The organism is Rhodococcus sp. MT28 (genome assembly GCF_058792695.1).
Window position 1 is genome coordinate 606,335 of record NZ_JBXAFD010000001.1, and the last position, 12,226, is coordinate 618,560.

Annotated in this window: 12 protein-coding genes and 1 riboswitch; of the genes, 8 read left to right on the top strand and 4 right to left on the bottom strand. The window is 63.1% G+C overall.

The features are described from left to right. Nucleotides 1-214: 214 nt before the first annotated feature. Both AC1Q6C_RS02880 and AC1Q6C_RS02885 read left to right on the top strand, forming a co-directional pair. The gene (locus AC1Q6C_RS02880) at nt 215-442 is read left to right on the top strand and encodes a hypothetical protein (protein ID WP_003940194.1); all 228 of its coding nucleotides are present in this window, start codon (nt 215-217) and stop codon (nt 440-442) included. Between the two features lie 33 nt (nt 443-475). Then, nucleotides 476-865, top strand: a complete 390-nt coding sequence (locus AC1Q6C_RS02885) for a YccF domain-containing protein (RefSeq protein WP_230358983.1) — start codon at nt 476-478, stop codon at nt 863-865. A 93-nt stretch (nt 866-958) separates the two neighbouring features. Here AC1Q6C_RS02885 and AC1Q6C_RS02890 read toward each other — a convergent pair whose 3' ends face one another. Then, entirely contained in the window at nt 959-2,356 is a 1,398-nt protein-coding gene (locus tag AC1Q6C_RS02890) for a YncE family protein (RefSeq protein ID WP_230358984.1), read from the bottom strand. Between the two features lie 395 nt (nt 2,357-2,751). Further along, a riboswitch (cyclic di-AMP (ydaO/yuaA leader) is annotated at nt 2,752-2,961 on the top strand. 8 nt (nt 2,962-2,969) lie between these two features. On the opposite strand from AC1Q6C_RS02890, the gene AC1Q6C_RS02895 reads away from it, so the two are divergent. Further along, complete coding sequence (locus AC1Q6C_RS02895) at nt 2,970-3,533, top strand: transglycosylase family protein (RefSeq protein WP_003939675.1); 564 nt, start codon at nt 2,970-2,972, stop codon at nt 3,531-3,533. An 83-nt stretch (nt 3,534-3,616) separates the two neighbouring features. On the opposite strand, the gene AC1Q6C_RS02900 is transcribed toward AC1Q6C_RS02895, so the two are convergent. After that, on the bottom strand, nt 3,617-3,805 hold the full coding sequence (locus tag AC1Q6C_RS02900; RefSeq protein WP_019744939.1) for a hypothetical protein: 189 nt from the start codon (nt 3,803-3,805) through the stop codon (nt 3,617-3,619). A 60-nt stretch (nt 3,806-3,865) separates the two neighbouring features. Between AC1Q6C_RS02900 and AC1Q6C_RS02905 the strand changes: the two genes are divergently transcribed. Together AC1Q6C_RS02905 and AC1Q6C_RS02910 are read left to right on the top strand one after the other, a co-directional pair. After that, a complete protein-coding gene (locus AC1Q6C_RS02905) occupies nt 3,866-6,190 on the top strand; it encodes a helicase-associated domain-containing protein (protein ID WP_081558297.1) in 2,325 nt (774 codons plus the stop codon). Between the two features lie 87 nt (nt 6,191-6,277). Next, nucleotides 6,278-6,403 carry a hypothetical protein gene (locus AC1Q6C_RS02910; RefSeq protein ID WP_007733507.1) on the top strand — a complete coding sequence of 42 codons (126 nt, stop codon included), beginning with the start codon at nt 6,278-6,280 and terminating at the stop codon, nt 6,401-6,403. A 424-nt stretch (nt 6,404-6,827) separates the two neighbouring features. On the opposite strand, the gene AC1Q6C_RS02915 is transcribed toward AC1Q6C_RS02910, so the two are convergent. Continuing rightward, nucleotides 6,828-7,478, bottom strand: coding sequence for a TetR/AcrR family transcriptional regulator (locus AC1Q6C_RS02915; RefSeq protein ID WP_230358985.1), 651 nt, complete (start codon nt 7,476-7,478; stop codon nt 6,828-6,830). A 54-nt stretch (nt 7,479-7,532) separates the two neighbouring features. Next, nucleotides 7,533-7,844 (bottom strand): hypothetical protein, encoded by a 312-nt coding sequence (locus tag AC1Q6C_RS02920; RefSeq protein WP_064073975.1) that lies wholly within the window; start codon nt 7,842-7,844, stop codon nt 7,533-7,535. A 215-nt stretch (nt 7,845-8,059) separates the two neighbouring features. On the opposite strand from AC1Q6C_RS02920, the gene AC1Q6C_RS02925 reads away from it, so the two are divergent. The 3 genes from AC1Q6C_RS02925 (at nt 8,060) to AC1Q6C_RS02935 (ending at nt 12,165) form a co-directional block, all read left to right on the top strand. After that, nucleotides 8,060-9,253, top strand: coding sequence for an LLM class flavin-dependent oxidoreductase (locus AC1Q6C_RS02925; RefSeq protein WP_064074070.1), 1,194 nt, complete (start codon nt 8,060-8,062; stop codon nt 9,251-9,253). Next, a complete protein-coding gene (locus AC1Q6C_RS02930; RefSeq protein WP_064073974.1) occupies nt 9,250-10,326 on the top strand; it encodes an alcohol dehydrogenase catalytic domain-containing protein in 1,077 nt (358 codons plus the stop codon). The genes AC1Q6C_RS02925 and AC1Q6C_RS02930 overlap by 4 nt, the downstream gene beginning before the upstream one ends. Before the next feature lie 180 nt (nt 10,327-10,506). Next, complete coding sequence (locus AC1Q6C_RS02935; protein ID WP_003940219.1) at nt 10,507-12,165, top strand: DNA repair helicase XPB; 1,659 nt, start codon at nt 10,507-10,509, stop codon at nt 12,163-12,165. The last annotated feature ends 61 nt before the right edge of the window (nt 12,166-12,226 follow it).

Consider the following 12,226-nt stretch of genomic DNA (forward strand, 5'->3'; position numbering starts at 1 on the left):
GCGTTCACCTGCTCATCACTCGACTGGGGCGTCTGCCCCAATGTGCTCGGGAGGCTCTCGGAAGAGCCTCATGGCCTTGCTCGCATCGCTTCCGGTGGAAGAATGCAAAAGAACGCGCCCCACACTTGCTTCAGCGGGGCGCGCAGTCTGTTAACAGTCTACCTGTGACGAACCCGGGTCGGCACCCAGGTTTACAGGCACTATCCTCGTAGGTGTGGACCCTCAACCGAACCCGCGCACTTCCGGCACCGGAAACGGTCTGTTCCGTACGGCGATGGCACTGTTCATCGTCGGATTCCTGGCGATCGTGGCCATCTTCGCAGTCCATATCTTCAGCGACACCCCACCCGGCCTGGCGTTGTACCTGGTAGCACTCGCGTGCCCGATCGGCTTCCTTCTGGCCATCGTCTACACGCTCAGATCCGGTCGACGCGTGCGCTGATCACTCCCGCCTCCAACCGAAAGGTCACTGACCATGAGAATCCTCCTGAACGTGATCTGGCTGGTCTTCGGCGGCTTCTGGCTGGCGTTGGGTTACTTCGCCGCAGGCATCATCTGCTGCATCCTCATCATCACGATTCCCTTCGGAATCGCGGCATTCCGCATCGGCATCTACGCACTGTGGCCGTTCGGTAAGACCGTCGTCGACAAGCCGACCGCTGGTGTCGGTTCGATGATCGGCAATGTCATCTGGGTGATCATCGCCGGTATCTGGTTGGCGATCGGACACATCGTCACCGCCGTCGCGATGGCGATCACGATCATCGGAATTCCGCTCGCGGTCGCGAACCTGAAGATGATTCCGATCTCGCTGATGCCGCTCGGCAAGGAGATCGTCGACGTGAACCGGGTGAATTACGCATAAGTCGTCGATCGCGTTACGCGAAAAGCGGCCTCGCAGACCGAAGAACCCGACCACAGCAGTTGCTGTGGTCGGGTTCTCTCGTATCAGGTCGGATCAGCGCCCGAGGCTACCGAGTCCGGGGAGGTTACCGAGCGAACCGGTACCAGTTCCCGGGTTGCCCGGATCGACGGGGCCGACCGGCCCCTCGGAGACCACGATGGTCACGCTCGAAGCACGCGAAAGCACGCTCTTCGCAGTGATCTCGACGGTGACGCTGCCGACAGCGGTGGGGGTACCCGAGATGGTGCCGTCCTGTGCGAGGGACAGTCCGCCGGGCAGAGTGCCACTGGTGAGTGCAAACGTTGCGCGCGCATCGGCGGCAGTGAGCTTCTGCGAATACGCCTTACCTACCTGAGCGGCAGGCAATTCGACGGTGGCGGGTAGCGGGTACGCAGCAACGACTGTCACCTTGCCCCCGTTGGTCGTCGACGCGATGGCGCCGGTCGAGGTGTCGAGCGCGAGGTTTTTGACCTTCTCCAGTGCCGGAACCTTGGTATCGGTCAGAGCGGTGGTGGCGCGGGTCGTCAGATCGACCGACCACAGGTGTCCGTTCATGACGTCCGCGACATATGCAATGCCTGCCGCAGCGTCGACGACCACGCCGTTGGGAATCGCGGTCGGAGACAGCGTGGTCTTCGACAGAACCGCGCCGGCCGGGGTGATCGCCCACAGGTTGGTTGCCCGGGTGTCGGTCATGTAGATGTTGCCGGTGTTCGTGTCGACATCGACGTCGACCGGGTAGAGGTTGTCGGCACGCACGATCGACTTGAGTGCTCCGCCCTTGCGTACGTCCGCCTGCCACAGCGTGCGGCCGTAATTCTCGTCGAAGAAGTTGGTGTCCGCGATGTAGAGGAAGCCGCGGACACTGTCGAAGGCGAGCTTGGTCGGCGTTGCCGACTTGTGGACCAGAATGCTCGACACGGCGTCGGCGGCGTTGGGGTCGACGACTCGGATGTTGCCGGACTTGTAGTCCGAGAAGTACGCGCGGTGTGTTGTGGGATCGACGACGACATCGTTGATCTGCGGACGCGAGCCGTCGGGGTTCTTCTCGCTCAGCGTGACCGTCTTTTCGACCTTCCCGGTCTTCGTGTCGACAATCGAGATCGCGCCGCCGTAGGAGGAGGACACGTATGCGCGTCCGAGGCCCGAGTCGACGGCAAGTGCCGACGGGTAACCGACGACGCCGTCGATGGCGCCGACGGACTTGCCGGTGTTCGTGTCGACGACGGACAACGAGCTGGTCGGTCCGCCGTACTGCGTGATGTATCCGCGGTGGGTTGCCGCGTCGACGACGATGTCGCCGGGCTGGGTTGCGGAATAGCTTCCGACAACACCGTGTGTCGGATCCTCGGGTGAGGCGTGTGCAGCGGGAGCAGTGACGGCCAGGCCGACAGCAGCAGCGGCAACGGCGAGTGACGCGGTGACCGCACGCCGACGGTATTGCAGTTTCATGAGGGGTGCCCTACTTCTTTGGAAGACTCTGCGAAACCTGCCCAAGCGAGGCAAGTCAGGCAAACCTAACCTAAGTTCCAAAGTCGATGTTGAGACACGGGCCACAACCTTGGGTCCGGATCGACGCACCTCTCAATCGCCCGAAATTCTATTTCCGCATAACGTGTGACCTTGCTCACATTACGGATGGATAACGGAACGGACACAACCGGACATTCACTCGGGCACCCCCACCTACCTGGGAAGAGTCTCCTGCGCTTTGTGTGACGCGTTGTACGTCTTTCGCCACGCCGCGTTATCAAATGGTGACACGAGCGACTCGAGCCGTTACCGTCGTTTTCGGCCGGGAAACTCGGCCACCTCCGGCCCGCCGCGCCAAGCCTTGTCCCGCGGGTACCGGACTTCCGACAGAGCATTCCAGGGACGAGGACGGGGGACCCAAAGTCCTCTGTGAGAACAGAAAAGTTCTCCAGTGGACACCGGTTCGATCGCAAGACCGAATCTTGGGGTGAAGCCAGACCCTTTCCAGCCAGGAAAGGCGAGGCCGGGCGACCTCTCAGCCCGAACCCGACAGCTGACCTCGCAGGCGCGTGTGGAGAGGATTTCGACCATCATGAGCGGACGCCATCGCAAGCCCACCACCACCGGCCGCACTGTCGCCAAGGTCGCCGTCACCGGCGCCATCATGGGCGTAGCAGGAATTGCAGCCACCGGAACCGCAAACGCTGCCCCCGACTCCGACTGGGATCGTCTCGCCCAGTGTGAGGCCGGCGGAAACTGGGCCATCAACACAGGCAACGGTTACCAGGGCGGACTGCAGTTCTCCCCCAGCACGTGGAACGCACACGGCGGCGGACAGTACGCAGCCACCGCAAACCAGGCCACTCGCGAGCAGCAGATCGTTGTTGCCGAGCGTGTTCTCGCAAACCAGGGTTGGGGCGCATGGCCGTCCTGCTCCTCCAGCCTCGGGCTGAGCAGCGGCGCCACCGAGCGTTCCGCTCCGGCCACGACGGCTCCTCAGGCAGCTCCGGCTCCGGCGCAGCAGGTCGCACAGACCGTTGCACACCCGGTCGCCGACGCCATCGATCAGGCAATCGCATTCGCCGAGGCCAACGGCATCCCGGTCGACCCGCAGATCCTCGCAGTCGCCGACACCGCGAAGTCGTTCCTCAAGTAACACCGGCAAGACTGTCCGCTCGGACGCTCGAACATCAAGAAGGCCCGCACCGATTCGGTGCGGGCCTTCTTCGTGTCGAGTTGTTATCGGTTGATGACGGTGTGCGGGTGTACGTAAGGAAGTGACTCCACCGGAACCGGAAAGGTGGTGTCCTCGCCGAAGGGTGAAAGTCCACCTGCGCGGGTCGATGACAATTCGGTCACTGCGTGATCTCCGTCTGCAGTTTCCGGCCATCCTGGATCTACATAGTGTTGCTTCGAATTGTTGGCCACGAAGTCATTTTGACAGGACGCCGTTACGCCGTACAGACCAGGTCTCTAATCTGATACCTGATGACCGAAACACGTGGCACCCCGGCGGGCAGTTCCGCAGCCGAAAGTCTGACCGATTGGCTCTCGGCGCGCAGTGACGCCGAGTTGACGGAGTTGTTGCGTCTGCGCCCCGATCTGGCCGTACCGCCGCCGAGCACGATGGTGGTTCTCAGCGGTCGGGCACAGCAACGCGCGTCGGTCAGCCGAGCCGCGGACGAACTCGACACCCTCGATTTCGGTCTTCTCGAATTGTTGGCACTGGCTGGCGCCGAGGAAACTCCGATGACGCGGGCGGAGCTCAACAGTGCGATCGCCGAACGAGCGCTGACCGGCAAGGGCAAGGTCACCAAGAAGGCCGTCGACAAGTCTCTGTCGAAGATGCGCGCGTCCGCCCTCATCTGGGGTGTCGATCCCATCAGCGTCGTCCCGGCAGTCATCGGGATGATTCCGTGGCGTGTGGGGCGCGCCCTCGAACCTGCCGAGGCGATGACCGAGACCGAGATCTCGGCTGCGCTCAACGCTCTGGACACCCGCGAGCGGGATCTCCTCGAGACACTCGCCAACTCCAGCCCGATCGGTCGCACCCGCGACGCTGCCCCCGGAACGCCGCCTGAGCGCCCGGTTCAACGACTGCTGGCGGCCGGCCTGCTGCGGTGGCTCGACGAGCAGACCGTCGAGCTTCCGGCGACGGTTCGTCAGGTCATCCGCGGCGAGCCGGTTTTCGATCCGACGACGCTGACCGCACCCGTCATCGGGGGCGACAAACTCAAGCCGGCGGACGTGAACGCCGCAGCAGCCGGCGAGGCGCTCGAGTTGGTACGCCAATGCGAGAACGTGATCGCTGTTCTGGGCGCAGCGCCGGCCCCCGCACTGCGAGCCGGTGGGCTCGGTGTTCGAGAACTACGACGCGTGGCCAAGACGGCCGATCTCGACGAAGCGCGCGTGAGCCTACTTGTCGAGTTGCTCTCGGCAGCCGGACTCATCGCCAGTGGAACACCAGATCCGGCGCCGGTCTCGGACAACGCGGACGAATACTGGACGCCCACGCTTGCGGTCGACGGCTGGCTGAACGCATCCACAGCGCGACGGTGGGAGGTCCTGGCGTCCGCCTGGGTCGACGTACCTCGAGTCCCGTGGATGATCGGGCTGCGCGATTCCACCGACAAGCCGATCGCGGCGTTGTCCGAGGAGGGCCGCGCTCCGGCGGCTCCGCGAGATCGTCAGGCCATTCTGGGGCTGCTCTCCGAACTCGACAGCGGCCAGACCGCGTCGACCGTCGAGGTAAGTCGGCTGCTGGCGTGGCGACGCCCGCGATGGAGCGGGCGCCTGCGGACGTTCGCGATCGAGCGGACTCTGGACGAGGCCGCTGCTCTCGGGCTGGTGGCCCGCGGCGCGTTGTCGTCACCTGGACGAGCCTTGCTGCACGGCGGGGACGCCGAAGCCGAAATGCAGTCCGCGCTACCCGAGCCCATCGACTACATCCTGGTCCAGGCGGATCTGACTCTGGTTGCGCCCGGCCCGCTGGTACCGGACCTGCTCGAGCAGGTGAGCCTGGTCGCAGACATCGAGTCGGCCGGATCGGCGTCCATGTACCGCATCAGCGAGGACAGCGTGCGTCGTGCGCTCGACGCCGGTCTGACGGCCACCGAACTGCATGCGATGTTCGCTTCGAAATCGAAGACTCCTGTCCCCCAATCACTTTCGTATTTGATCGACGATGTCGCCCGTCGACACGGACGACTGCGTGCCGGAGTGGCGGCGTCGTTCATTCGATGTGAGGACGCGTCACTGCTGGCGGAGGTCCTCGCATCCGCAGTGGCCGAGCCGTTGGCACTGCGCGCCTTGGCTCCCACCGTCGCGATTTCGCAGGCCCCTCTCCGCGAAGTCCTGACCGAGCTGCGAGCCGCCGGATTCGCGCCGGCAGGTGAGGACTCCTCGGGCACGTTGGTCGATCTCCGCCCACGTGGGGCACGTGTACCCAACCGTCGCAGCCGACCGGCGTCGAGGATGCCGGCGAGCCCGTCGGCGGATCAGCTGGCGTCGTTGGTCCGCACGATGCGGGCCGGAGACCGTGCTTCCGCCCCCGGCCGCGGCGGAGTGCGAACGGACGGTTCACGGGAGAACAACGCCGCCACCATCGCCTTGCTGGCCACGGCGGCCCGAGACAATTCGAGCGTCAACATCGGCTACGTCGACGCCCAGGGGGTCGCGACGCATCGCATCGTCGACCCCGTCAGCGTGGGCGGCGGACAGCTGGACGCCTTCGACCCCGCGAGCGGCGCGGTTCGCCGTTTCACGTTGCACCGAATTACTTCCGTCAGCCCCGTCGACTCCGGAAAAAAGTAGCAAAAAAGAAGCAACTGGCTTTTTTCTGTAAATGAAGTATGGTCGAGGTCAGTTTGTGATTGCCACTTCGAAAAATGAGGAGCGACAATGGCTGACAAGGCGCCGGGTAAGAACATGAAGAAACCCGCCCAGTCGATCAAGGAACGCCGCGCGGAGAAGCGGGCGAAAACTGCGGAGTCTTCCGAGTTCATCCGTAAGCGGAAGCGGAGCTGACAGCAAAGTCCAGAGAAGACGAGCTGATTGCGAAGCTGACCAATGCCTGCCTCCACCGACACCCTCGTGCACCTGCACGAAACGTTCAACCTGTTCAAGTCACGTAATCGAGGAACTGACGCACGCTCGCGCGGGTACGCAGCGGGCATGACCCTCGCTTCACTCTGCGTCCTCGACGAACACGCTCGGCAATCCGGAATACTTCTATCGGATTTACCGCAGAAAGAGAATCAACCATCGTGAAAAGAACAATCCATACCCTGGACCGCATTCAAACGAGACTCGAATCGGAGCTTGATTCCACTCCGGGTGATTCCGAAAAGAATATCGGTTACCGGTCCGGAATTTCCGAAGCTATTACTCATGTAATGGAAATGCGGAAGTCAGTGGTCGCGCAGAAATAGGAGACGCATCGATTAGGCGCTCACCCCAATAACTGCCGCACACCACCCACCAGAAAGACGACCTGGTCCTCGTAGAAGTCGGCAAGCCGCTCCGGCGCGAGCGGCTTGCCACTTCCGCTCCAATCGTCCGCCCGGCTCAACGCCTGGAGGAAGCCCATCAAGGCAATCGCCCAGCGAGTCTCGAGCCGTTCGGGATCGGTAGCAGGAAAAGTACGACGGACCTGGTCGAGAAGATGTTCACGCAGGTGCAGCTCGGTCGCCTCGAGGGCTGGATGGCCCGGTCGTGACATCTGCGGCTGCGAGATCTGCGTGACGATTCTGATCCATCGGATTCCCCGCGTGCGATGGCGAAGGAGCAATGCCTTGTAGGGCGCAGTGACGGCCCGTACCAGCGCCTCCACCGTCGGCGGCGTCTTGTCGGCGGAGAGGGCGTCGACGTTCGCGCTGATCTGATCTCGCACCGACGTTCCCATGTCCAACAGCACCGCTGCGACCAGATCGTCCTTGGTTCCGAAATGGTAGTGGACCGATGACGGCCCGAGACCGGCCGCGGCGTTGACCGAGCGCAGCGAAACTGCATCCAATCCCTCTGTCGCGAAAAGCCTTTCAGCAGTTTTGAGCAAACGCAGACGCGTCGCGTCGCCTTGACGGTTCTGCCGGGAGTCGGTCATACGAACGAGCTTCGCACGGGCTCGACAAACGTCTCAACCGTGGCGAACGCGGAGTCAGAGTGATTCACGGTGTGCTCGCACCCTGTTGTCGCGATCCACCCAGCCGTGGGCGCGTGCGTAGACCACCATCGCGGAGAACTTCTGTCTCCACTCGGTGTTTCCGATCCGGGCAGCGACGGCTTGCTCCAAGTGGCCGATGTCGAGCCAGACGTGATCCCCCTCGAGTTCCCCCCACGGTTCCAGTACCCGACTCAGAGTCTCGGATCGATCGTCGCCGCCAACGACGACCGAGAGACTGGTGAAGTCGTCGACACTGTTCAGTTCGACGGTCGAGGAGTCGGGGGTAATTGTGACGTCCAGTTGCATACCTCTTCAATACTCCTTCGGAAAGTACTTGGTTCAGTCGATCGACTCGCAACAACGATATCCGACGTCATTGCACCAGATAACGTTGAACTACAGGTGATTACAAATCTCCCACTGTGCGGGAGGCTCAACTTATTGGATCAGTTGATCCATGTTAGACATCTCGATCAGAGCGAGTGATCCAAATCACTCCCCTGTCGACAGGAGTTGTCATCGTGTGGTCCGCATCGTCCATCCGCTTCGGAGCCTTCCTCGCCCCGTACCATCCGCTCGACGCCGATCCCGCCCTGCAACTCAGACGCGATATCGACCTCATGACACACCTGGACCACCTCGGATTCGAAGAAGCGTGGATGGGTGAGCATCATTCGACCGGCGCCGAGATCGTGCCTGCCCCGGACATGTTCATCGCGGCCGCCGCAGAGCGAACCGAGCGCATCCAGTTCGGCACAGGCGTGACGTCTCTGCCCTATCACCACCCGTTGATCACGGCCGACCGCATCACTCAGCTCGATCTGCAGACGCGCGGACGACTCATCTTCGGCACCGGCCCGGGCAAGATCCCCCTCGATGCGCACATGATGGGCATCAACCCGTCGGACCAGCGTCGTCGCCAGGGCGAAGCGCTCGAGGCCATTCTCGCGTTGCTTCGCGGCGAGGTCGTCAACATGGAAACCGACTGGTTCACGTTGCGTGACGCACGCGCACAGCTGCCCACCTACCGCGCGGACGGCATCGAGACAGTGACAGCGTCCACGATTTCCCCCAACGGTTCGGTGCTCGCAGGCAAGAACGGCCTCTCCCTGCTCTCATTGGCCGCGAGTTCACCCAGCGGCTTCGACGCACTGGATCGCAACTGGGATGTGTACGAGAAGGTCTCGGCCGAACACGGCCACCGCGCCGACCGAGCGACGTGGCGTGTGGTCAATCCGATGTTCATCGCCGAGACCCGAGCGGAGGCCGAGCGCGCCGTGAGCCGACGGATCGGATCGATGGCTTCCTACGTGAATCGACAGACCGGCCAGAACCCGGCCTGGGCAGATACACCGGCCGGAGTCATCGATCAGTGGCGCAACGACACGCTCGGCGAGTTCGGTCAGGCGATCATCGGTACCCCCGAAGATGCGATCGCACAGATCGAGCGTCTGATCGAGAAGACGGGAGGGTTCGGCACGTTCTTGATCCTTCACGTCGACATGGCGAGCTGGGAGGACACCAAACGCAGCTACGAATTGTTCGCCTCCGAGGTGGTCCCGCACTTCCGGAAGCGAAATGTGGGGCGTCAGGCGAGCATGCAGTTCGCCGAGGACAATCGCGAGTACCTGATCGGCGGGCTGGTCGGAGCGATCACCAAAGCCCATACCGACTACTACGGCCGGCCGGCCGAGACGGGAGCCGTGCGCGCATGAGGGCCGTCCGTTTCCAGCAGGGAGAATTCGCGGTCACCGAGATCGCCGACCCGCCGCCGTTGGCACCCCATCAGATCCGCATCGACGTCGTCGCCTGCGGGATCTGCGGCAGTGACCTGAGCATGTCGAAGGACCCGTGCCGCTTCGTTCAGGTCGCGCACGACGGGGGCTACCCGCTCGCCACCTTCGATCCGGACGCGCCAGTGGTGCTGGGGCACGAATACGCGGGTATCGTCTCCGAGACCGGTTCTGCAGTAGACGATTTCGCGATCGGCGATCGGGTGGCCGGCATCGGCTTGGCCACCGACACCGCTACCGGGATCCCGACGATCATCGGCTACTCGAACGAGTACCACGGCGCGTTCGGCGATCACATAGTCGTCGACGCGTTCTGGGTCCGCAAAGTTCCCGACCACCTGTCACTCGAGCACGCCACACTTGCCGAACCTCTCCACGTCGGCGAGATGCACCTCCAACAGTCCGGCCTCACCTCGGCCGATTCGGCGCTCGTCATCGGTTGCGGAACGATCGGACTGGGCGCCATCGTCGCCGCGAAAGCGCGCGGAGCGCAGATCGTCATCGCGTCGGAGCCCTCCCCCAAACGACGCGAGCTCGCCGCGAAGATGGGCGCGGACATCGTCGTCGATCCGGCCGAGCAGGATCCGATCGAACTGTGGAATCGAATGATCGCCGAAGGCAACCAGCTTGTCGGTCAGGCCGCGAACGGAGTTCTGATCGCCTACGAATGCAGCGGCCGGGCGGGAGTCATCGGAGAACTGATGCACACTCTGCCGTTCAACTCGAAGATTCAGGTTCTGGCTGCGCCGTTCGGCGACGAGACGATCATTCCCGTCGTCGGGCAGTTCCGGAGGATCTCGATCAACTTCGGTCACGGTCCTTACGAGAATGCCTACGACATCACCCTGCAGAGGCTCGCCGACGGCGAGATCGACGCCGAAGCGATCATCACCGGCAGGGTCGGTCTGGATGGAGTCTCGGACGCTTTCGCAGCTCTGCGCGCACCCGACGAACACGTGAAGATCCTCGTACTACCCGCGGGCCTCCCGGAATAGCGGTCGATCCTGCCCTGTTGACGTAGGGGTGCTCGCACTCGGGCACCTCTACTTCGGGCTGTGCGAGCGTCGCCTGTTGGCGTCTGCGCCCCGATACCAGGACAATGGCAGGGTTGGCGTCAGCCGACAACGCGGCGCAACGCTCTGTGGCTGCCGCGTTAGCTTCACTAGGAGGATTCCGTGACCGACGGACCGTTGATCGTCCAATCCGACAAGACGCTGCTGTTGGAGGTCGACCACGAGCGCGCCGGCGATGCCAGGCAGGCAATCGCCCCCTTCGCGGAACTCGAACGGGCCCCCGAACACGTCCACACCTATCGCATCACTCCCCTGGCCTTGTGGAATGCCCGCGCCGCCGGACACGACGCCGAGCAGGTTGTCGACGCGCTCGTGTCGTACTCACGATTCGCGGTTCCACAACCGCTGCTGGTCGACATCGTCGACACGATGGCCAGGTACGGACGCTTACAGCTGGTCAAGAGCCCGGTGCACGGCCTCATCCTGGTCAGCCTCGACCGCGCAGTCCTCACCGAGGTGATGCGACACAAGAAGATCTCGCCGATGCTCGGTGAGAAGGTCGACGACGACACCGTGATCGTCCACCCGAGCGAACGCGGCCGCCTCAAGCAGATGCTGCTCAAGGTGGGCTGGCCGGCCGAGGACCTCGCCGGCTACGTGGACGGCGAAGCGCACCCGATCGATCTCGCTTTCGAAGAGGGCCACTGGGAACTGCGCGACTACCAGCAGATGGCAGCGGATTCGTTCTGGGCCGGCGGCTCGGGCGTCGTCGTGCTGCCGTGTGGCGCCGGCAAGACGATGGTGGGCGCCGCAGCGATGGCAAAGGCCAAGGCCACCACCCTCATCCTCGTCACCAATACCGTTGCCGGTCGTCAGTGGAAGCGTGAGTTGATCGCGCGTACATCGTTGACCGAGGAAGAAATCGGCGAATACTCCGGCGAGCGCAAGGAGATTCGGCCGGTCACGATCGCGACCTACCAGGTGATCACACGTCGCACGAAGGGCGAGTACAAGCACCTCGAACTTTTCGACTCCCGCGACTGGGGACTGGTGATCTACGACGAGGTCCACTTGCTGCCCGCGCCTGTCTTCCGGATGACGGCAGATCTGCAGTCGCGCCGCCGTCTCGGCCTGACCGCAACGCTGGTTCGTGAGGACGGCCGCGAAGGCGACGTCTTCTCGCTCATCGGCCCCAAGCGCTACGACGCTCCGTGGAAGGACATCGAAGCGCAGGGCTGGATCGCGCCGGCCGACTGCGTCGAGGTGCGAGTGACGATGACGGACGCCGAGCGCATGTCCTATGCCGTCGCCGAACCGGAGGAGCGCTACAAACTGTGCTCGACGGCTCACACGAAAATTGCGGTCGTGAAGTCGATCCTGGCCAAGCACCCCGATTCTCCGACTTTGGTGATCGGTGCGTATCTCGATCAGCTCGACGAACTCGGCGAAGCCCTGAACGCCCCGGTGATCAAGGGATCCACCAAGAACAAGGAACGCGAGATCCTCTTCGATCAGTTCCGTAACGGTGAGATCCAGACGCTGGTGGTGAGTAAGGTCGCGAACTTCTCGATCGACCTTCCGGAGGCGTCTGTCGCCGTGCAGGTTTCGGGAACCTTCGGGTCGAGACAGGAAGAAGCGCAGCGACTCGGACGCCTACTGCGACCCAAGCACGACGGCGGTCAGGCTCACTTCTATTCGGTGGTCTCGCGCGACACTCTCGATGCGGAGTACGCGGCACATCGTCAGCGATTCCTCGCCGAACAGGGCTACGCCTATCGGATCACCGACGCCGATGACCTGCTCGGACCTGCCATCGGCTGAGCATTTCTGCAACACGTTGCAGAATCAAATGGACATACGTCCAGTTATCTGTAGAGTGTCC

What these genes read in the sequence shown, in the direction of transcription:
- AC1Q6C_RS02895 (WP_003939675.1), top strand. Translation starts at nt 2,970, where the DNA reads ATGAGCGGACGCCATCGCAAGCCCACCACCACCGGCCGCACTGTCGCC.
- AC1Q6C_RS02890 (WP_230358984.1), bottom strand. Translation starts at nt 2,356, where the DNA reads ATGAAACTGCAATACCGTCGGCGTGCGGTCACCGCGTCACTCGCCGTT.
- AC1Q6C_RS02910 (WP_007733507.1), top strand. Translation starts at nt 6,278, where the DNA reads ATGGCTGACAAGGCGCCGGGTAAGAACATGAAGAAACCCGCCCAGTCG.
- AC1Q6C_RS02905 (WP_081558297.1), top strand. Translation starts at nt 3,866, where the DNA reads ATGACCGAAACACGTGGCACCCCGGCGGGCAGTTCCGCAGCCGAAAGT.
- AC1Q6C_RS02885 (WP_230358983.1), top strand. Translation starts at nt 476, where the DNA reads ATGAGAATCCTCCTGAACGTGATCTGGCTGGTCTTCGGCGGCTTCTGG.
- AC1Q6C_RS02915 (WP_230358985.1), bottom strand. Translation starts at nt 7,478, where the DNA reads ATGACCGACTCCCGGCAGAACCGTCAAGGCGACGCGACGCGTCTGCGT.
- AC1Q6C_RS02920 (WP_064073975.1), bottom strand. Translation starts at nt 7,844, where the DNA reads ATGCAACTGGACGTCACAATTACCCCCGACTCCTCGACCGTCGAACTG.
- AC1Q6C_RS02930 (WP_064073974.1), top strand. Translation starts at nt 9,250, where the DNA reads ATGAGGGCCGTCCGTTTCCAGCAGGGAGAATTCGCGGTCACCGAGATC.